Source organism: Micromonospora ureilytica (assembly GCF_015751765.1).
Lineage (GTDB): Bacteria > Actinomycetota > Actinomycetes > Mycobacteriales > Micromonosporaceae > Micromonospora > Micromonospora ureilytica.
Genome location: NZ_JADOTX010000001.1, coordinates 2,550,208 through 2,569,722, shown reverse-complemented (window position 1 = coordinate 2,569,722; position 19,515 = coordinate 2,550,208). Strand labels below are relative to the sequence as shown.

21 protein-coding genes and 1 pseudogene are annotated in these 19,515 nt (G+C 73.2%); 9 read left to right on the top strand and 13 right to left on the bottom strand.

Going from position 1 to position 19,515, the window contains the following annotated elements; genetic code table 11:
• The first annotated feature begins 173 nt into the window (after positions 1 to 173).
• Positions 174 to 1,178: a mechanosensitive ion channel family protein gene (locus IW248_RS11480; protein WP_196926951.1), complete on the top strand. Its 1,005-nt coding sequence runs from the start codon at positions 174 to 176 to the stop codon at positions 1,176 to 1,178.
• Positions 1,179 to 1,373: 195 nt separating this feature from the next.
• Positions 1,374 to 2,735, top strand: a pseudogene (locus IW248_RS11475) (MFS transporter).
• 46 nt (positions 2,736 to 2,781) lie between these two features.
• On the opposite strand, the gene IW248_RS11470 reads toward IW248_RS11475, so the two are convergent.
• The 4 genes from IW248_RS11470 to IW248_RS11455 all read right to left on the bottom strand — a co-directional run bounded on the left by IW248_RS11470 (position 2,782) and on the right by IW248_RS11455 (position 5,287).
• On the bottom strand, positions 2,782 to 3,168 hold the full coding sequence (locus IW248_RS11470) for a VOC family protein (protein ID WP_124821052.1): 387 nt from the start codon (positions 3,166 to 3,168) through the stop codon (positions 2,782 to 2,784).
• Positions 3,165 to 3,890 (bottom strand): hypothetical protein, encoded by a 726-nt coding sequence (locus tag IW248_RS11465; protein WP_231396277.1) that lies wholly within the window; start codon positions 3,888 to 3,890, stop codon positions 3,165 to 3,167. Before IW248_RS11465 ends, IW248_RS11470 begins: the two co-directional genes overlap by 4 nt.
• Before the next feature lie 188 nt (positions 3,891 to 4,078).
• On the bottom strand, positions 4,079 to 4,495 hold the full coding sequence (locus IW248_RS11460; RefSeq protein WP_196926950.1) for a YchJ family protein: 417 nt from the start codon (positions 4,493 to 4,495) through the stop codon (positions 4,079 to 4,081).
• Positions 4,496 to 4,519: 24 nt separating this feature from the next.
• The gene (locus IW248_RS11455; RefSeq protein WP_231397082.1) at positions 4,520 to 5,287 is read right to left on the bottom strand and encodes an SGNH/GDSL hydrolase family protein; all 768 of its coding nucleotides are present in this window, start codon (positions 5,285 to 5,287) and stop codon (positions 4,520 to 4,522) included.
• Between the two features lie 88 nt (positions 5,288 to 5,375).
• On the opposite strand from IW248_RS11455, the gene IW248_RS11450 reads away from it, so the two are divergent.
• Entirely contained in the window at positions 5,376 to 6,086 is a 711-nt protein-coding gene (locus tag IW248_RS11450; RefSeq protein WP_196926948.1) for an MBL fold metallo-hydrolase, read from the top strand.
• 18 nt (positions 6,087 to 6,104) lie between these two features.
• Here the strand turns inward: IW248_RS11450 and IW248_RS11445 are convergent, their stop codons facing one another.
• The 4 genes from IW248_RS11445 to IW248_RS11430 form a co-directional block, all read right to left on the bottom strand.
• Positions 6,105 to 7,262, bottom strand: a complete 1,158-nt coding sequence (locus IW248_RS11445) for a magnesium and cobalt transport protein CorA (protein WP_231396276.1) — start codon at positions 7,260 to 7,262, stop codon at positions 6,105 to 6,107.
• A 96-nt stretch (positions 7,263 to 7,358) separates the two neighbouring features.
• Entirely contained in the window at positions 7,359 to 7,970 is a 612-nt protein-coding gene (locus IW248_RS11440) for a class F sortase (protein ID WP_196926946.1), read from the bottom strand.
• An 86-nt stretch (positions 7,971 to 8,056) separates the two neighbouring features.
• Positions 8,057 to 8,542 carry a hypothetical protein gene (locus IW248_RS11435; RefSeq protein WP_124821057.1) on the bottom strand — a complete coding sequence of 162 codons (486 nt, stop codon included), beginning with the start codon at positions 8,540 to 8,542 and terminating at the stop codon, positions 8,057 to 8,059.
• A 337-nt stretch (positions 8,543 to 8,879) separates the two neighbouring features.
• Entirely contained in the window at positions 8,880 to 9,713 is an 834-nt protein-coding gene (locus tag IW248_RS11430; protein ID WP_196926945.1) for an ArsR/SmtB family transcription factor, read from the bottom strand.
• A gap of 145 nt (positions 9,714 to 9,858) precedes the next feature.
• On the opposite strand from IW248_RS11430, the gene IW248_RS11425 reads away from it, so the two are divergent.
• The 3 genes from IW248_RS11425 to rnhA are packed head-to-tail and all read left to right on the top strand — an operon-like array spanning position 9,859 to position 12,959.
• Positions 9,859 to 11,127, top strand: a complete 1,269-nt coding sequence (locus IW248_RS11425; protein WP_307787909.1) for an MFS transporter — start codon at positions 9,859 to 9,861, stop codon at positions 11,125 to 11,127.
• 55 nt (positions 11,128 to 11,182) lie between these two features.
• On the top strand, positions 11,183 to 12,475 hold the full coding sequence (locus IW248_RS11420; RefSeq protein WP_196926944.1) for a lycopene cyclase family protein: 1,293 nt from the start codon (positions 11,183 to 11,185) through the stop codon (positions 12,473 to 12,475).
• Between the two features lie 10 nt (positions 12,476 to 12,485).
• The gene (gene rnhA / locus IW248_RS11415; protein ID WP_091406604.1) at positions 12,486 to 12,959 is read left to right on the top strand and encodes a ribonuclease HI; all 474 of its coding nucleotides are present in this window, start codon (positions 12,486 to 12,488) and stop codon (positions 12,957 to 12,959) included.
• Positions 12,960 to 12,966: 7 nt separating this feature from the next.
• Here rnhA and IW248_RS11410 read toward each other — a convergent pair whose 3' ends face one another.
• From IW248_RS11410 to IW248_RS11400, 3 genes are all read right to left on the bottom strand, one after another.
• A complete protein-coding gene (locus IW248_RS11410; protein ID WP_196926943.1) occupies positions 12,967 to 13,203 on the bottom strand; it encodes a preprotein translocase YidC in 237 nt (78 codons plus the stop codon).
• A gap of 72 nt (positions 13,204 to 13,275) precedes the next feature.
• Entirely contained in the window at positions 13,276 to 14,163 is an 888-nt protein-coding gene (locus IW248_RS11405; protein WP_196926942.1) for a pentapeptide repeat-containing protein, read from the bottom strand.
• Positions 14,164 to 14,236: 73 nt separating this feature from the next.
• A complete protein-coding gene (locus IW248_RS11400) occupies positions 14,237 to 15,334 on the bottom strand; it encodes a DUF5919 domain-containing protein (RefSeq protein ID WP_196926941.1) in 1,098 nt (365 codons plus the stop codon).
• A gap of 72 nt (positions 15,335 to 15,406) precedes the next feature.
• On the opposite strand from IW248_RS11400, the gene IW248_RS33700 reads away from it, so the two are divergent.
• The gene (locus tag IW248_RS33700) at positions 15,407 to 16,015 is read left to right on the top strand and encodes a hypothetical protein (RefSeq protein WP_196926940.1); all 609 of its coding nucleotides are present in this window, start codon (positions 15,407 to 15,409) and stop codon (positions 16,013 to 16,015) included.
• Positions 16,016 to 16,038: 23 nt separating this feature from the next.
• Positions 16,039 to 16,641: an MBL fold metallo-hydrolase gene (locus tag IW248_RS11390; protein ID WP_196926939.1), complete on the top strand. Its 603-nt coding sequence runs from the start codon at positions 16,039 to 16,041 to the stop codon at positions 16,639 to 16,641.
• Here the strand turns inward: IW248_RS11390 and IW248_RS11385 are convergent.
• Together IW248_RS11385 and IW248_RS11380 are read right to left on the bottom strand one after the other, a co-directional pair.
• Positions 16,614 to 17,345: a B3/B4 domain-containing protein gene (locus tag IW248_RS11385; protein ID WP_196926938.1), complete on the bottom strand. Its 732-nt coding sequence runs from the start codon at positions 17,343 to 17,345 to the stop codon at positions 16,614 to 16,616. The two genes, IW248_RS11390 and IW248_RS11385, sit on opposite strands and share 28 nt — an antisense overlap.
• Positions 17,346 to 17,352: 7 nt before the next feature.
• Positions 17,353 to 17,964, bottom strand: a complete 612-nt coding sequence (locus IW248_RS11380) for a LysE family translocator (RefSeq protein WP_196926937.1) — start codon at positions 17,962 to 17,964, stop codon at positions 17,353 to 17,355.
• Positions 17,965 to 18,026: 62 nt separating this feature from the next.
• Here IW248_RS11380 and pdxR point away from each other — a divergent pair, with 62 nt between their 5' ends.
• The gene (gene pdxR / locus IW248_RS11375) at positions 18,027 to 19,499 is read left to right on the top strand and encodes a MocR-like pyridoxine biosynthesis transcription factor PdxR (protein ID WP_196926936.1); all 1,473 of its coding nucleotides are present in this window, start codon (positions 18,027 to 18,029) and stop codon (positions 19,497 to 19,499) included.
• Positions 19,500 to 19,515 lie beyond the last annotated feature (16 nt).

Sequence of the window (19,515 nt, the reverse complement as noted above, 5' to 3'; positions counted from 1 at the left end):
GCGGGGGGATGAAAAGTAGCTCCAGCGGCCGCATGCACTCCGAAGAATATTGCCAAGACTCGCCCGCGCGCTAGAGGGCCGGCAGGCCACATGACCACCCGTGTTTCCGTGCATCGGGTCGAGGGTAGGTCCGGAGCTGACCGTTCCGGCTGCCCCTCTTAAGGAATGACCAGATGAGTGACAACGTCAGCGACGCGGTGGGCGACGCTCTCCGCTCGGTGATGCTCTTCCTGCCCAAGGCCGTCGCCTTCCTGGCGATCCTGGTGGCCGGATGGCTGATCGCCAAGGCCGTACTGAAGATCGTGGAGAAGGTCCTCGAACGGGTGGGCTTCGACCGCGCCGTCGAACGCGGCGGCATCCGCCGCGCGTTGAGCCGCTCCCGGTACGACGCCAGCGACATCGTCGCGAAACTCGTCTACTACGCGGTGCTGCTGTTCACCCTTCAGCTCGCCTTCGGCATCTGGGGGCCGAACCCGATCTCCGACCTGCTCGGCGCGGTGATCTCGTGGCTGCCCCGGGCCTTCGTCGCGATCGTCATCGTCGTGGTCGCCGCCGCCATCGCCAACGCGGTCAAGGACATCATCAGCGGCGCGCTCGGCGGCCTGTCGTACGGCCGGGTTCTGGCCACCATCGCCTCGGTGTTCATCCTCGGCCTCGGTGTCATCGCCGCGCTGAACCAGATCGGCGTGGCCACCGCTGTCACCACTCCGGTGCTGATCGCCGTGTTGGCCACGATCGGCGGCATCCTCGTCGTCGGTGTCGGCGGCGGTCTGATCCGTCCGATGCAGAGTCGTTGGGAGTCGTGGCTGACCCGCGCCGAACAGGAGTCGCAGCTGATCGCCGAGCACGCCCAGGCGTACCGGGCCGGTCGCCGCGACGCCGAGGCCGAGCTGGCCCGCGCGTCGACCACCACCACCAGCGGCGCGGAGGCCACCCAGGTGGTGACCCGGCCGGCCGACGCCGACGCCACCCAGGTGGTGACCCGGCCCACCGACCCGGAGGCCACCCAGGTCGTCCACTTCCCGTCCAGCTCCGACGCCACCCCTGTGGTGGGCGTCGGTGCCGACCCCGAGGCGACCCAGGTGGTCACCGGTGGCATCGACCGCCCGGTGCCCGGGCAGCGCGCCAGCGACGACAGCGAGACCACCACTGTCATTCCGCCTGTCGACCGGCGCTGACACCAGCGCTACGGCGCGGGGCGGGATCGATCTGATCCCGCCCCGCCTCGCGTTGCCCGTCCCGCCTCGCTCGCCCGTCGCGCCGAAAGCGCTCGCCGCAGCCGTGCGGGTTGTCTAGCATCGCGGCATGACCTGGCGACATTGATCCAGCAGCCTAGGCCGATCCCGTGGGCCACCACGGGCACCGCACGTCCGGTGTCCGTCTTCACTCCCACGGGAAGGTCCCATGCTCCCCATCGCTTCGCGCGTGCCCGACCCGGCGGTCCGTCGGCTGACGACGACCCTCTACGGGTACGCGTTCCTCAGCGACCTGGTCCTGCTCTACCCGCTGTACGTGGTGTTCTTCGCCGACACCGGGCTGACGGTGGGGCAGATCGCGTCGCTCTTCGTCATCTGGTCGGCCGCCGGTGTCCTGTTCGAGGTGCCCTCCGGCGCCTGGGCCGACGTGCTGTCCCGCCGGCTGCTGCTGTGCCTCGCCCCGCTGGTGGCCGCCGCCGGGTTCGCGCTGTGGGTGCTGGTGCCGTCGTACCCGGCGTTCGCTGTCGGTTTCCTGCTCTGGGGCGCCGGTGGCGCACTGGTCTCCGGTGCCCTGGAGGCGTTGGTCTGGACCGAGCTGGACCGGCTCGGCGCGGTCGGCCGGTACGCCCGGGTGCTCGGGCGGGCCCGGACGGCGGGTGTGCTGGGTGTGGTGGTCTCCGGAGTGCTCGCCGGCCCGGTGCTCGCGGTCGGCGGCTACCCGGTGGTCGGCGCGGCCAGCGTGCTCGCCTGCCTGCTCGCCACGACAGTCGCCACCCGGCTACCGGAGCACCGCGCGCCGACCGCCGCCCGTGTACCGGTCTACGGGTCTGCGATCGCTGTTCGGGCCGTGGGTGCCGCGGCGCCCGGCCGGACGAGCCGGACGCTGTCCCACCCGCAAACCCGGACGACGACGGTGACCTGGGGTGGTGGGACACGCTGCGGGCCGGAGTGTCGCAGGTCCGTACGCGTCCGCCGGTGCGGGCCGCCGTGCTGTTGGTGGCCGTGGTCGCCGCCGACTGGGGTGCCCTGGACGAGTACACCCCGCTGCTCGCCCTGGACACCGGCGTCGGGGCGCAGGCCGCACCCCTGCTGCTCCTGCTGCTCTGGGCGGGGGTGACGGTCGGCGGGCTGCTCGCCCCGGTGGGGGAGCGGCTGGGCGGCCGAGGGTACGCCGCGCTGCTGGGGCTGGTCGGCGTCGCGCTGGCCGGAGGTGCCCTGCTCCGGCACCCGGCGGGGTTCGTGCTGCTCGCGGTGGCCTTCGGCGCCGCGCAGTTGGCCACCGTGCTGGCCGACGCGCGGCTCCAGGCCCGGATCACCGGCACCAGCCGCGCCACTGTCACGTCCCTGGCCGGGATGGCCACCGACGTGCTGATCATCGTGACGTACGCCGGCTACGGTCTGCTCGCCACGGCGGCCGGCAACGCGGTGGCGTTCGCGCTGACCGCCGGGGCGTACCTCGTGGTGGCGCTGGTGCTGCTGACCGGCCGCCGGCGCCGAACGGCCGTGCCCACCGGCGTGGCCGCGGCTGTGCCGGACTGACCGGGGCCCGGCGGCGGCCCGAGGAGGCCGCCGCCGGGCCGCACTGTCAGCCGGCCATGTGCAGGAACGACCACTGGTGGCCGTCGAGGTCCCGGAAGCCGCGCATGTACATCGGCCCGTTGGCCATCCCCGGCCCGAGCGACTCCCCACCGGCGACCGCCGCCTGGTCGACCAGCTCGTCGACCTGTCGCCGGCTCGACGCCGACAGCCCGACCACGACCTCCCGGCTGGTCGCCGTGTCCGTCGTGGCGACCCCGGTGTACGCCTCGAAGCCCGAGCGGAGGTGCAGCACCAGCCGGGCGGTGTCGGAGATGGTGAGCACCGTGCTGTCGCCGTCCGGCTCGGCCTGGTCGCTGGTAAAGCCGATCGCCCGGTAGAACTCGGTGGCGGTGGTCAGGTCGCGCACCGGCAGGTTGATGAACGTGATGGTCATCGGTGGTCTCCGTCCGTTTCGAGCAGTGCCTTCAGCGCGGCGAGCCGGTCCCGCCAGTACGTCTTCAGCTCCGCGGCCTGCTCGGCTCCGGTCAGCTTCTCGTGCAGGATGCTGACCCGGGCCTTCGACTCGCCGACGGCGTCGATGCCGACGACAATCCGGGTGGGACCACCTGCCCAGTCGGCTCGAAAGATGCGCGGCGCGGTGGCGGTGCGGACGCGCACCTCGACGTCGGGCAGCCAGCGGGCGCGTGCCGCCTCGTCGGCGAACGCCTCGAACAGTCGCAGCGCCGGCACGGCCACCGTCCGGCTCGCGCTGGCCTCGAAGCCGCCGCCACGTCGCTGACCCGGGGCGCGCAGGCCGCGTGCCTGCTCGTACCCGACGGTGATGGTCTGCGCCCACCAGCCCGGCACCTCGTGGTCGGTGACCAGGTGACGGGCGATCCGGGTGTGTGTCCACTCGGTGGCGGCCGCGTCGTCGAGCAGAGCGAACCACTCGGCCCAGCCGCGGCCGGTCCGGGCGCGGATCAGGTCGTCGGCGATCCGCTCGGTCTGCGCCGCGGCGGCGGCGGGTTCGGTCTGCGCTGTCTGCGCCGCGGCGGTGGACGCCGGACCCGGCTCGGCGGTCCGATTGATCAGGTGCCGGCGGGCCGTGGTGTAGCTCTCGCCGGTCTTCTCCATCCGGGTTCGGACCCGGGCCTTGAACGATCTCTGGTTGGTCATCACATGCTCCCGGTCAACGGCACGGTCACCGGGACTCACGCTCCCGCCGACCCCGCCGGAGTGGGGCATGTGGCACCACGTCCCGAGGGCTCCAGGCCCCCTTTGCCTCCGCGTTGCCGGCGGCGTGAGCGCCGGGAGGGAGGTGCGGCGCAGGACTACGCCGACGTCATCCTACGCCAAACCAGCCCTCAGGGCTGGTCACCATCGACGTAGACCCACCGGCCGTCCTCGCGGACAAACCTGCTGTGTTCGGTCATCGTGCCGGGCCGGCCCGCGTCCCGGTAGTGGGCGTGGAACGTCACAGTGCCGGCGGCGTCGAGCAGGCCACCCCGCTCGGTCTCCACGATCTCCAGGCGGGTCCACCGCTGCCCCGGGTCGAGTTCCAGCGAGGTGGGCCGGGTCGAGGAGTGCCAGCTGCGCAGCAGGTAACCGGAGTCGCCGAGGGCGAAGGCGCTGAACCGGGAGCGCATCAACGCCTCGGCCGTCGCCGGTGCGTCGCCGCCGTGCACCGGGGCGCAGCAGTCCGCGTACGCCCGGCCGGAGCCGCACGGGCACACCCGTCCCGTCGTCCCGTTCGCCCGCCGACGCCCCGCACCCTTACCCACGTCGCCAATCCTGCCGCACCCGTTCTAGTCGAGCGGCACCGGCAGCGGCACCGGCCGCTTGGCCACCCGGTCGTCGCCCGACGACTGGCCGCGCAGGTGCCGGACCAGCCAGGGCAGCAGGTGCCGACGGGTCCAGGCCAGCTCGGTGCCGAACACCTCGCCGCGGCGCCGACGGACTGCCGGCGGCAACGGGTGCGTCCAGGAGTCGTCGAACCCGGGCAGACCCGCCGTGTACGCCAGCGCGGCGGCGATCCGCTCGTGCCCGGCGCTGTTGGCGTGCAGCCGGTCGTCGCTCCACAGCCGGGGATCGGAGGAGACCGGGTGGGCGCCCAGGTCGAGGAGGGTGGCGCCGGTCCGTGCGGTGGCGGCCCGCAGCGCCTCGTTGAGCGCCAGCATGCGACCACGGAGCGGCCGGGCCAACGGCATCACGGGTGCCGGATCCGGCATCGTGAAGGTCAGCACGGTGGCCCCCTGCTCGACCAGTGCCTGCTGCATCGCCGCGACATCCCCGGCGACCTGGTCGGCGTCGAAGGAGGGGCGCAGCACGTCGTTCATGCCGGCGACCACGGTGGCCAGGTCGGGTGCCAGGTCGAGGGCGGGCTGGAGCTGCTCGGCGCGGATCAATGCGGTGGTCCGGCCACGGATGGCCAGGTTCGCGTATTCCAGACCACCCTGGGCGCGGGCCACCGCCAGGGCGAACCGGTCGGCCCAGCCCCGGTAGCCGCCGACGCCGTCCGGGTCGTCGAGCCCTTCGGTGGTGCTGTCGCCGATCGCCACGTACCGCTGCCACATCACCCGCGCGAGGTTAGCCCTCCGTCTGCTCAGGCGGACCGCCGGTCGGTCGAGAACGACAGTTGACGATCCTTCCTAGACTCGCGACATGACGCGAGCCCCTGCGGTGCCACTGGCCCCGAACGTCTGGCGTATCCCCACGGTGGGCCGCGCGGCCGTCAACTCGTACGCCTTCGTCGACGACGACGGCAGTGTCACGCTGGTCGACTGCGGGCTGGCCAAGGCGCCGGCCCGGATCGTGCGCGGGCTCGCGGCGATGGGCAAGGTGCCGGCGGACGTCACCCGGATCGTGCTCACCCACGCGCACCCCGATCACGCCGGCGGCGCGGCGGAGCTGGTCCGCCGCACCGGCGCCCCGGTCGCGGCGCACGCCGCCGACGTGCCGTACGCGGAAGCGGGCCGCGCGCCGGTCAGCGACCCGACCGTGACTGGCGGGCGGCTGTTCGCCCGGCTCAACAGCGGCCGGTTTCCGGCGGTCGAGGTGGCCCAGCCGCTGGCCGACGGGGACCTGCTCGACGTCGGTGGTGGCCTGCGGGTGGTGCACACCCCCGGGCACTCGCCCGGGCATGTGTCGCTCCTGCACGAGCCGACCCGCCTGTTGATCACCGGGGACGCGTTGTTCAACATGTTCGGCGTCCGGTGGCCGATGAAGTGGCTGTGCAGCGACTTCCAGATGACCCGGGAGACCGCGCACGTCCTCGGCGAGTTGGATTACGACCTCGCGGCCTTCACCCACGGCCCCGAGCTGACCGACAAGCCCCGCGACCGCATCCGCGCCTTCCTCTCCGCGTACCGTTGAGCAGCCCGTCGGCGGGCCTCACAGCCAGCCGGAGCGGCGGAACAGGCGGTACAGGAACAGGGCCGCCGCCGCCATCAGGGTGAGGGCCCCGGCGTAGCCGTAGCGCCAGGCCAGCTCGGGCATGTGGTCGAAGTTCATGCCGTAGATGCCGGCGATGCCGGTCTGGGTGGCCGCGATGGCCGCCCATGCGGCGATCTTGCGCATGTCGTTGTTCTGCTCCACGGCGAGCTGCGCCAGTCGCGACTGGACGATCGAGGTGAGCAGGTCGTCGTACGCGGCGACCCGATCCACCGCCCGGCTCAGCCGGCCGTCGACGTCGACGAACCAGCGGTGCAGGGAACGCGGTGGGCCGTCGGGTTCGAGCAGCGTACGCATCGGCGCCTGCAACGGCAGGACCGCCCGCTTGAACTCCACCACCTCTCGTTTGAGCTGGTAGATGTGCTGGATGTCGGCCGAGCGGTCGCGGGCGAACACCGCCTCCTCGACCCGCTCCAGGTCCCGTTCCACGTGCCCGGCCACCTCCAGGTAGGAGTCGACCATGCGGGCGCAGACCGCGTACGCCACCGCCCACGGGCCGGCGGCCAGCAGCGCGGGGCGGCGCTCGATGTCGGCGCGGACGCTGCGCAGCGCCCCGGCGGCGCCGTGCCGCACGGTGATGGCGAATCGGTCACCGAGCAGCACCATGACGTCCCCGGTGTCGATCACCTCGGAGGTGTCGGTCAGCTCGTCGTGCTCCACGTACCCGGCGGTGCGCAGGACCAGCAGCGTGACCGGCCCGTGGCGCTGCACTGTGGGCCGGTGCCCGTCGGCGAGTGCCTGTTCGACGGTCAGCTCGTCGAGGCCGAAGGTCTGGCCGACCGCGGCGAGCACGGCCGGGCCCGGATCGTGCAGTCCCAGCCAGACGAAGGCGTCGCGGCCGTGCCGCGTCCGGGCGTACGCGTCGGCGTAGTGCGGTTGACCGGGTTCCCGGCGGCCGTTGACGTAGACGGCGCAGTCGACAACGGCGTCCGGGTTGGACCGGCGGGGGGTGGGGGAGTCGCCCTCGACCCGTCCGAGCAGTCGACGGGCCAGGGCGCGTACGCCTCGACCGGTCCGGTCCCGTACCGGTCGCTGATCCACCGCTGTGCCTCCCCGTCGCCGGCGCACCGCCCCGATCAGGGGATGGTGCCACCGCATTCTGCCGAGCAGGGTCCGGCTCCCGACAGCGGGGCGGCGACTCGGTGGGTGCGGCGGTTCAGGCGGTGCGGTCCGGTTCAGGCAGTGCGGTCCGGTTCAGGCGGTGCGGGTGGCGAAGACGACGACGTTGTCCACGTAGTTGCCGGTCGCGGCGTCGAACCGGCCGCCGCAGGTGATCAGGCGCAGCCCGGCGGCGTCCGCCGGGCCGTAGACCAGCGTGGTGGGGAAGTGCTCCTTGGGGTACGCCCGGACGTCGTCCACTGTGAACGTGGCGACCCGTGCGTCGGCGCGGGTGACCTGTACCTGCTGCCCGGCACGGAGCCGACCGAGGTCGAAGAAGACCGCCGGGCCGGCCGGCGAGTCGACGTGTCCGACCAGGACGGCGTTGCCGGTCTCTCCGGGGCTGACCCCGTGCCGGTACCAACCGGCGAGGGTGGGCCGATCCAGTGGCGGCACCTCCAGCACGCCGGCGGCGTCCGCGCCGACGGGGACGATGTCGGCGCGTACGTCGATGGCGGGGATCTGCACCCGGACCGGCGCGGCGTGTGGCAGCGGTGCCAGGTCCGGTGCGGGGTGGGTGCGTGTCGGCGCGTCGGCCGACGGGCGTGGTGGCCGCGCCGGGTCGGCGGTGAGGCTGACGGTGATCAGCCCGAGCCCGGTCACGCCGAGCAGGGCGACCACGGCCGGTAGGGTCCGCCGCCACCACACGTGTGCACCTCCGTACGGGATCGTCGGGGTGCCCGCACCGGTGTCACCGGCGCGGGCACCCGTCTCAGGGATGGAGCGGTCGCCGATCAGGCGACAGTGGACACCGGACGACGCCGGCGGATCAGGACCACCGCGCCGGCGAGGGCGGTGCCGAGCAGTGTGCCGCCGGCGGCGAGAGCGCCGGTGTCACGGTTGTCGCCGCCGGAGCCGGCCGGCGCGCCGCCGATCGGGGTGACGGCGAACGTGGCGGTGCCGGCCGAGCTGCCGTCGCCGCAGGTCGCCGCCACCGTGTAGGTGCCCAGGGTGAATCCGGCGGTGAAGAGTTCGGCGCTCAGTCCGCCGCCGGCGGCGGCCGTGGTGGATCGGACGTTCTGGTCGCGGTTGGGGCCGGTGACCCGGAAGATGGCGTCACCCGACTTCGGGTTGCAGGTCGTCGCGGTGAGCACGACGGTCCCACCGACCGGGGTGGTGGCCGGTGACACAGTGGTGTCGGCCAGTGCGGCGCCTGGCAGCAGGAGCGTGCCGAGGCCCACGCCGAGCGCCGCCGAGCAGAGTGCTGTTGAGACCTTCATACGCGTCTTCCCTCACTTTTCGTCCGCTGACTGCGTGGGACGTCGTTCGGGTGGCCAACTCCGTGACTAGCACCGGTGTGCCCAACACTAGGTGGGTTGGGTCCTCGATCAGGTGAAAATGAGAAATCCTCGTTGCCGTCACGTGTCCACCCGAAGGCGGGGAGAGCTGCGGAAAAGCCCGGACGGCCCGACCGGCACCGGTGCTCCCATCGATGTCCATCCGGTCGGGCTGTCGCCGCTGGGTCGATGGCGAGGTATTGCCGGAGACGGCGGAAATGCACCCGCCTGGCCGACGCGATCGGGCGGGGTGCGGATCTTGGACCAGGGCGCGCCCGGGTCAGCGGGCCTGGGCCTGGGTCGGGTCGGGCATCGGCTCGCCGGTCTCCAGCAGGGTCTTGAGGCTGGCCAGCAGTTCCGGCCAGCCTCCGCTGCCGTCGAGCTGGCCGCTGATCGCCCGGTGCATCTCGCTGTCGGGGGAGAAATCGTCGTGAATGACGGTCAGCCGGACGGTCGACCCGCTGTGCGGCTCGATCTCGAAGGTCACCGTCGACCGGCGCTCGCCGAGCCGGGCGGCCAACTCCTCCGCGGACCAGCCGAAGTGCTCGGCGTGCTCGGGTTGGAAACCGTGCCAGCTGTAGGAGAGGCGGCGGTACGGCTCGGCGACGAGCACCCGCTGGCCGAGGTCGCGCGGCTCGCCGTCCGGTGCGTCCTGCCACAGCACGGGTGACCCGACCTGCCAGTCCGAAACCAGCGCGACTCCACCCCAGTAGCGACGGGTGAACGCCGGTTCGGTGAGCGCGGACCACAGTCGCTGCGCGGTGGTGGCGACGTAGGTCGTGTAGACGAAGGTCGGGCTCTCCATGGGTTGTCGCTCCAATGCGGTGGTCAGGTCGGCGAGGGTGGCGGCGCGCTCGCGGTCGTAGCGGCTGAGCCACCGGTCGGCGATGGCGTTGATCGGGGCGGCGTTGAGGTAGTGCAGCTTCTCCCGGCCGCGCCGAACGGTCGTGACGAGGTCGGCCGCCTCCAGCACCGACAGGTGCTTGCTGACGGCCTGGCGGGTGGTGGCCAGCCCGTCGCACAGCTCCCGCAGGGTCTGGCCGTTGCGCTCGTTGAGGCGGTCCAGCAGTCGACGCCTGCTGGGGTCGGCCAGCGCCCGAAACGCGTCGTCCATCGACCCTCCCCGTAACAGGCAACCGTCTGGTTGCTTGTCAATTTAGGCAACCAATGGGATGCCTGTCAACCTGACCGCGGCCAGCCTTCTGCCGGACGGATAAATCCCCTGGCGCCAACGGGAGTCGCTGGTAGGTTCGCTCGCCGTGACACCGAACGCGGGAGCTGGCCTGGGACCGGCGTTCGCCCGACTCTGGGCGGCGACCACCCTCTCGGCCCTGGGCAGCGGCCTGGCCACCGTCGCCGCGCCACTCTTCGTCGCGTCGCGCACCGATGACCCGCTCGTGGTCGCCGGGGCGTCCGCCGTGGCGTGGCTGCCGTGGCTGCTCTTCGCCCTGCCCGGCGGGGTGCTGGTGGACCGGATGGACCGGCGCCGCCTGATGATCGTCATCGACCTGGTCCGGGTGGTCGCGCTCGCCGTTCTGGCCACGGCGATCCTCACCGGCCACGGCGGGGTGGCGCTGCTGTACGCGGTGTTGTTCCTGGTCAACACCGGGGAGATCGTGTTCCGCGCGGCCAGCCAGGCCATCGTGCCGAGCGTGGTGCCACGGCACCGCCTGGAGCGCGCCAACGGCTGGCTCAGCGGTGGCGCCACCCTCATGCACAGCATGCTCGCCGGCCCGCTCGGCGGCTTCCTGTTCGCCCTCTCGGCGGGCAGCCCGTTCCTGGTCAACGCCGTCACGTACGCCCTCAGCGCCGTGTTGGTGGCACTGATCGGCGGGGACTTCCGGGCCGCCGCCGGTGACACGCACGAACGCCGTACCCGTTCGATGGGCGGCGAGATCGTCGAGGGACTGCGCTGGCTGGCCAACCAGCGGTTGTTGCGCACGATGGCCGTGCTGATCGGTCTGCTCAACGTGACCCTCACCGCCGCGCTCGCGGTGCTGGTGCTGCTCGCCGGCGAGCGGCTGGGCCTCGGGTCAGTCGGCTACGGCCTGCTCTTCACCTGCATGGCCACCGGTGGGGTGCTCGGCGCGCTCCTCGGCGACCGGATCATCGCCCGGATCAGCCCCACCTGGACGATCCGGGTCGGCCTGCTCATCGAGGCGGGGTTGCACCTGGCGTTGGCCGCGTCCCGCAGCACCATCGTGGTCGGGTTCGCGCTGTTCGCCTTCGGCGTGCACGGCGGGCTGTGGAACATCGTGGCCAACTCCCTGCGCCAACGACTCACCCCACCGACGTTGCAGGGCCGGGTGGCCAGCACGACCCTCTTCGTGGCTGCGGGTGGCAACTGCCTGGGCGCACTGCTGGGCGGGCTGCTCGCCGCCCGGTTCGGCATCACCGCGCCGTACTGGGTCGGGTTGGTGGTAGCGATCGGCGTCTCCGCCGCCACCTGGCGGGTCTTCAACCGCGCGACGGTCGCGCGCGCCTACGCCGACCCGCCCCCGGTCGAGTCGCCCGCCCCGGTGGCCTGAGCGCCGATCCGGCCCATCCGGTGGTGGCGGGCGGCGGTGTGGCAGCGTGGTGCGGGTGACCGACTCCGCGCCGCTCGTCGTCGACCTCGCGCTGCTCGGTGGCGGCGGCGCGGCGTCGTTGCTGCTCGCCGCACTGGACCGGCACGGCGTCCGGGACCTGCGGATCGCCATCGTGGACCCGGTGCGCCGACGCGGCCAGGACCGCACCTGGGCGTTCTGGGGCCACCCCGACACCGACCTGGACCCGCTGCTCAGCGCGAGCTGGCGGCAGGTCGAGGTGGCGACGGCGGCGCGGCGCCGCGTCCTGGACCTCACCCCGCTGCGGTACGCCATGCTCCGCTCCGGCCCGGTCTACGACCGGGCTGCCGACGCCGAGCGTCGCCTCGACGCCACCCGCATCGTCGCGCCCGCCGAGACGGTGCGCGACGACGGCACCCGGGTGCTGGTGCGTACCGGCGACGGGCGCGCCGTACGGGCCGCCTGGGTGCTCGACTCCCGCCCCCGCCCGCCGGCGCGAGCGGGGCGAACCACCTGGTTGCAGCACTTCCGGGGGTGGTGGCTGGAGGCTGACCGGCAGGTGTTCGACCCGACGCGCGCGGTGCTGATGGACTTCCGTACCCCGCAGCCGCCCCGGGGCGTCTCCTTCGGGTACGTGCTGCCGGTCAGCGACCGCTACGCCCTGGTCGAGTACACCGAGTTCTCGCCGGACCTGCTCACCGACGCCGGGTACGACTCGGCGCTGGCCGGTTACCGGGATCTGCTCGGGTTGGACCCGGCCGGGCTGCGGGTGCGCGAGGTGGAGAACGGGGTGATCCCGATGACCGACGCGCCGTTCCCGGCCCGGCCCTCGCCCCGCGTGGTCCGGCTCGGCACGGCCGGTGGCGCTACCCGCCCCTCCACCGGCTTCACCTTCTCCGCCATGTACCGCCAGGCCGACCAGGTGGCCCGCGCCCTCGCCGCGGGTCGCGCGCCGGTGCCCGCGCCGGCGTACCCGGCCCGGCACCGCTGGATGGACGCGGTGGCGCTGCGCGCCCTGCACCGGGGCGGGGTGGGCGGCCCCGAGTTCTTCGACAGGCTCTTCGACCGCAATCCGGCCGAGCGGGTGCTGCGCTTCCTCGACGGCGGCACCACCCCGGCCGAGGAGGTCGCGATCATGAATTCGACCCGGCTGTTGCCGATGATCGCCGCCACCGCCGGTGACGCCGTACACCGCGTCCGTGACCGGCTGCGCCCCACCCGGCCCGCGCCGGCGGTCCCACCCGCCGTGGTGGGCGACGCGCCGGGCGCGACGCTGACGACTCGGCGCGGCGGCCCCCCGAGCGGGGAGGACGACGTCCGCGCCCGGTAGGTTGCCGGGCATGGTGGACGCGGCGGCCGGCAGGGGCGTGCAGATCTGGACCGACGGGGCGTGCAGTGGCAACCCCGGGCCGGGTGGTTGGGGTGCGCTGCTGCGCTACGGCGATCACGAGCGCGAGTTGTGCGGCGGTGAGGCCACACCCACCACCAACAACCGGATGGAGCTGATGGCGGCCATCCAGGCGTTGGAGAGCCTGAACCGGCCGGTCACCGTGGAGCTGCACACCGACAGCACGTACGTGCGCAACGGCATCACCAGTTGGCTGGCGTCGTGGAAGCGCAACGGTTGGCGGACCGCCGCGAAGCAGCCGGTGAAGAACGCCGACCTGTGGCAGCGGCTGGAGGCGGCCTGCGAGCGGCACGAGGTCACCTGGCTGTGGGTCAAGGGGCACAACGGGCACCCGGAGAACGAGCGGGCCGACGGGCTCGCCAACAAAGGCATGACCGAGGCTCGGGGCGCGCTGACCAGCCGCTGAGCCGGGGTCAGCGGGTCGCGTCGGGGTGCCCCGGCATGGTCGACCCGCCGCCGCTGCTGCCGGACGAGCCACCGGCGACGCCCGAGTTGTCGGGCTCGGTCACGATGTCCGGCTGGACGTCGGTGTCCGCCGGTGCGGGGACCTCGGTGTCCGCCTCGACCTGCACCAGTTTCGCCTGGCCGGCCTCGTCCTCGCTGTGCTGCGGGTCGCCCGGCTGCTCACCTTGGCGATTTCGGTAGCCCACGCCGTGCCCCCCGTCGATGCCGGTCCGCGTCGGCGCTGGCTACCCGGGGTCGTCCCGGCCGAAACCTCGCGGTCAGCGGCGTCGGCCCCGGCGGGCGGGTGCGGAGGATCGGGCCGGCTGGCGGACCGGGGTGAGCGGCAGCGCCGTCCAGTGCGTCGGCCGGGTGAGCGTCTGCGGCAGCCCGGTGCGTACGTCACCCCGGGCGGCGTCCAGTTGGGTCTGGTGCAGGAAGAGAGTGCGGCGGAGGTCCGCGCCCCGCAGGTCGGCCCCGCGCAGGTCCGCGCCGGTGACGTCGGCCAGGCCGAGGTCCGCTCCGCGCAGGTCGGCGCCGATGAGCAGCGCCCCGCGCAGGTTGGCCCGGCGGAGGTCGACGCGGCGCAGGTCCACCCCGAGCAGGTGCGCGCCCCGACGGTCGGCGCTGCCGGGAGCGCGGGCCGCGTCGCTGGCCCGGGACAGCAGCGGGTTGACCCGGTCCCGGTGGCCGGCGACGTCCACCGCGCGAAGCTGCGCCGGGTCACCCTCGGTGAGCGTCAGCGTCTCGGCGCGGGCGCGTTCCAGTTCGCCGCGCAGGTCGGCCGGCGGGCGCAGCGCCACCGCCTCGGTGAGGTACCAGAGCAGTTCGTGCAGCGGTCGCAGCACCGCGAACGCCTCCGCCATCGCCGGCAACGTCTCCGGTGCGTCCCGCCAGTCCCGTCCGCCGAAGGTCACCTGGGCGACCTGCTGCCCGGCGCCGAAGCAGTCGAACACCGTGCAGCCGGGAAACCCGCGTTGCCGCAGCTCGGTGTGGATGCCGCAGCGGTGGTCGGGGCGCAGGTTCGGGCAGGGCGAGCCGGCCGGCTTGTCGATGGCGAAGTCCGTCGACGCGGCGAAGGCGGGCACCACGCAACACAGGCCGAAGCAGCGTCCGCAGTCGGCGCGCAGCTGCGCCGCCCCGGACGGCGGTGCGGTGCGGTGCGACACGCCGACGGTCCTCCTGGCGATCAGGGTGGACCACCATTGTTTCCTGTGCCGAGCCGACCGGGCAGGTCGGGGGTCACCGTGCGTGCGTGTCGTCGGCCGTCGCGGGGCGGGGCGCCGGGGTACGGGTGTCGCCCGGCGGCGGCACCAGCCGGCGGACGTCGCGCTCGCCGTCGCCGGGCCCGTACTTCTGGTCGAAGTGCCGCTTCACGACGGCGGCCGGGGTGCGGTCCCCGTCGGCGGGCTCGGCCAGCGCGAACACGCCAGGGGCCGCCCCGGGCGCGCGGGGCGGCAGCACGGCGCGCACCGTCAGCGGCCCGGTGACCCGGAACCCCCGGCAGTCGACGTAGTGCTGCCCGTCCACCGTCACGTACGGCACGCGCACCTCGACCACGTCCGACTCGTCGTGGCGCAGCGTGACCGTGACTGACCAGTACCGCTCCAGGTCGAGGGTGGCCTGCTCGTGCTCCCACAGCTCCTCGAATCGGGCGTGCACGAACCCGCCCCACGGGCTGTCCATGTCCACCTCGAGTTGCGGCACGTTGAACGACAACTTCCCGATCGGGAAGAACGAGATCAGCGCCCGCCCGTCCCACTGGTAGAGCTGGATCGACGGGGACGCGTCGTAGAGCCGGACCTGTAGGCGGTGCCGCAGCCGCGAGTCGAGCGCGTCGGCGAACGCGGCCAGGTGGCGCAGGTTGGTGCGGATCTGTCGGGGCACGTCCACCCGTTGCCGTTCCAGCTCCTCGGAGCGTTGCTGGGCGGCGGTGCAGTCGGGGTCGAGGAGGAGCAACTGCACCTGGGCGCCGTTGGCGAGCGCCGCTCGCACCGCGCTCAGGGTCTCCTCGCGGTGCCGTTGCTCCAGCAGGATCGTCCAGGTGTCGAGGATGCGCACCCGGCGACCGGAGCGGTGCAGCCGCGTCACGAACGCCTGCTGGTCGAAGCTGAGGTGCTCCTGCACCCGCGCCTTGCGGGCCTCCTCGAACATCGGGTCGAAGATGACGTACGAGATGGCCGCGAGGACCACGCTGGCTCCGAGGTTGAGCAGTAGATCGCTGAGGAAGCCGCTGCTGCGCCAGGCGGCCAGCAGCATGACGACGGCGACCGCGAAGAGTGCCCCACCGACGACGAAGGCGCGTCGCTGCCGCCTGCCCCGACCAGCCCACCCGGGCATCCGGTCCCCTTCCGCCGTCGGTCGCTCGTAGGCTGACGGTAACGGAGCCGTGCGACCACGGAGGGTGGCGGGGTGGACGAGAGCGAACGCGAGCAGGCGCTCCTCACCGTGCTGACCACCGAGCACTACGCGTTGCAGACGTCCCGCGCCGGCACCATCGCCGAGGCCACCGGCCGCGCCACGATCTTCCTGTCCGTCCTGTCGGCGGCGCTGATCGGCCTCGGCTTCGTCGCCAGCAACGACAAGCTGGTCCGGCCGTACCTGGCCGCGGTGCTGCCGACGCTGGTCATCATCGGGGTGCTGACGTTTCTGCGGCTGGTGGAGACCACCGTCGAGAACTCGTTGGACCTGCGGCGGATCCAGCGCATCCGGGCCTACTACCAACACCAGCTCGCCGGCGAGCACGACTTCTTCGCCGACGCGGTGGTGGCCGACGACGCCATGAGCACCGCCTGGAACCTGGTCGGCACCCGACCGGGGCGATGGGAGTTCCTGCTGACCACTGCGGCACTCGTGGGCGCGGTCAACGCCGTGCTGAGCGGGCTCGGCATCGCCCTGGTGGCCGCGACCGTCGGGGCCGGGGGCGTGGTGACGGTAGTGGTCGGGGTGCTGGTCGCGGTCGTGGCGTTCGCCGTGCAGTTCGTGTACATCGTGCGGATGTCGGCCGGGCGGCGACGCTGACCGACGGGCGTACCGTCGGCGGGGTGCGGATCACCCGATTCACCCACTCGTGCGTGCGGGTCGAGCACGACGGCGGGGTCCTGGTCGTCGACCCGGGAACGTGGAGCGAGCCGCGGGCCCTGGTCGGCGCGGACGCCGTCCTGGTCACCCACGAGCACACCGACCACGTGGACGTGTTGCGGCTCGCCGGTCTCGGCGTCCCCGTGTACGCCCCGGAGGGCGCCCGACTGCCGGATCTCGCCCCGCTGCCGGTGACCCGGGTGCGCGCGGGGCAACGGTTCACGGCCGCCGGCATTCCGGTCAGCGCGCACGGCGGCCGGCACGCCGCGATCCACCAGGGGCAGCCCGACTGCCCGAACCTCGGCTACCTGATCGGCGACGAGCTCTACCACCCGGGTGACGCGCTGCACGTGCCGGACGAGCCGGTGCGCACCCTGCTCGTCCCGGCCCAGGGGTCCTGGCTGCGCCTCGACGAGGCGATCCGGTTCGCCGGCGCCGTGGGCGCGGCGGCGGCGTACCCGATCCACGACGCGCAGCTCAACGAACGCGGCCTGGCCAGCGTCGCCGGCTGGTTCGCCGAGACGATCCCCGGTTACCGTCATCTGGTGCCCGGCGACACCGCCTGACCACCTGCCGTCGGGGTGCGGAAACGGGGCGCGGCGGCGGTGAGCACCGCGGCGGCCGTCGGGGCGGCCCATCCGTCGGTCAGCTCCGTGACGAGGTCGGCGACCAGCCGGGTCACGGCCGGCTCGCCACCCGGGTGCAGCGCCTCGGCGACGATCAGCACCGACGAGGTGCCCGACCGCACGGCCGACCAGCCGCTCTGCCGGTTCGTCCACCGTCGGGCGTGTGCCCGCCCGGCGGAGTCGACGAAGGTCACCTCGCCCGGCTCGGGATGTTCGGTGTCGCCCGTGAAACTCAGGTACGCCTCGTCGCCGTGTGCCGGCCGGACCACCAGGTCGCCGTCGACCCGGTCCAGGTCGAGCACCGCGACCGGGATGGCGTACGCGGCCGAGATGGCGTTGCAGAGATCGACGAGCGGGTGCACCCGGGGCAGCTCGCCGTCCAGGCGCAGCCGACGCAGCAGGGCCTCGGCGGCGCACCGGTACCTGGTGGGCCGCAGCCCCATCGCCGCGTACGCCCGCCGCCACGCCTGGATCTCCGGGAACCCGCTCTCGGCGCCGCCGGCCAACCGCCGTCGCGCGTCGGCGAGATGATCGGCCGTCCGTCCTGTCACGTCGGCGGTGGCGGTGATCCCGGCGACCTGCACCACGCCGGCGACCAGGTCGGGGTACGCGTCGCGAAGCTGCGGAGAGTGTTCGAAGTGCACTGTGGTCCTATCGTTCGGTGAGGGCGAGGGTCACGCCGAGCGCGACGAATGTGCCGGCGGCGGATCGGCGCAGCCAGTCGGTGACCCGGGGTCGGGTCAGCACCCGGTCGCGTACCCGGGCCGCGAAGACGCCGTAGCCGCTGAACACCACGAAGGTGAGCAGCATGAACACCGCGCCGCAGCCGAGCATCGCCCGGGTCGAGCCCGGTGCCGTGGTGTCCACGAACTGTGGCAGGAACGCGACGAAGAACATCGTCGGTTTCGGGTTGAGCAGGTTGACGAGCACCCCGGAGACGATCACCCGGATCGCCGATCGGGGCGGGGCGTCGGTCGTCACCGCGAAGGCGTCGCGGTCCCTCGCCATGGACCAGGCCAGGTAGAGCAGGTAGCCGACGCCGAGGTAGCGGACGGTCTCGAACGCCGCGGCGCTGGTCTGCATCAGCGCGGCCAGCCCGGTCATCGCGGCCAGCAGGTGCGGCAACGTCCCCAGCGTGCAGGCGAACGCGGCCAGCACTCCGGCCCGCGCACCCCGCGACAGGCCGGCGGAGAGCGTGAAGATCACCCCGGTGCCGGGGGTGACCACCACGATCAGCGTGGTGATCAGGAACGGGATGGTCACGATCGTCCTCCGGCGGAGTTGGCAGGTCTGGCTCCTGCTCACTCTGCTGCCACAATGGTCCGATGGGCAGAGCCAAAGCGACGGCGTCCGAGAGGTCCATATCGGCCGGGTCAGACTTCCTGCACCTGACCGTCAGCGACGCGGCGCCGGGCGGGCGCGCCGACTGGCTGACCGACAGGCTGCGGCAGGCCATCGCCGAGGGCCGGGTGCCGGTCGGTGACCGGTTGCCCCCCACCCGGGTGCTCGCCGCCGACCTCGGCGTCTCCCGGGGCGTGGTCACCGAGGCGTACCAGCGCCTCACCGAGGAGGGGCGTGTCGCCGGTCGGGGCCGGGCCGGCACTGTGGTCGTCGCCGCGCCGGCCACGCCCACATCCGCCCCGGCCGCCGCGCCGGCACCGGTCACGACCTTCCCACCGACACCGGGCACCGACATCTTCGACGCGGTACGCGCGGCGCACGCGACAATCGACCTGACGCCCGGCGTACCCGATCTGGCCGCCTTCCCGCGCGCGGACTGGCTGCGCGCCGAACGGACCGTGCTGCGCCACCTCGCCGCGGCCGACCTCGGCTACGGCGACCCGGTTGGCACGCCCGCGCTGCGGCAGGCCGTCGCCGCCTGGCTGGCCCGCAATCGCGGCATCAGCGTCGACCCCGCCGACGTGATCATCGTGGCCGGCGTCTCCCAGGCGCTCGGGCTGCTCGCCCAGGCGCTCACCGCTGCCGGCGTCGACCGCATCGCGGTCGAGGACCCGGGCTCGCTCGGGGTACGGCAGCACCTGAACAACTGGCGGATGGACACCCCGCCGATCACCGTCGACGACGCCGGGCTGCGGGTCGACGAGCTGGCCGCCAGCGGCACACCGGCCGTGATGCTCACCCCCGCGCACCAGTTCCCGACCGGCGTGGTGCTCGACGGTGACCGTCGCCGCCAACTCGTCGCCTGGGCCCGGGCCGGCGGTCTGATCATCGAGGACGACTACGACGCCGAGCACCGCTACGACCGTCCTCCGGTGCCGGCGCTACGCGGTCTGCTGCCCGAGCAGGTCTGCTACGCCGGCAGCGTCTCCAAACTGCTCGCCCCCGCCCTGCGGGTCGGCTGGCTCCTCGTGCCGCCGCGACTGCGCGAGGCGGTGGTGGCCGCCAAGCGCAACGCCGACCTGGGCAACGCCGTGCTACCGCAACTGGTGCTGGCGGAGTTGATGACCTCCGGCGCCTTCGAGCGGCATCTGCGGCTGCTGCGCCGTCGACACATCCGCCGACGGGACGCCATGATCGCCGCGCTGGCCCGCGCGTTGCCGTCGGCGACGGTGCACGGCGCGGCCGCCGGTCTGCACCTGATGATCACGCTGGACGATGCCGTGGTCGACACCGAGCTGGCCGCGGCGACGCTGGCGCGCGGGGTGAAGGTGCAACCGCTGTCCTGGCACTGCCAGCGTCCCTACCGGCCCGGCCTCGTGCTCGGCTACGCGGCCCGGACGCCCACCGAGATCGAGGACGGCGTCGCCGCTGTCGCCGCCGCGCTCGGCGACCGCTGACCATCGGCAGCGCAGT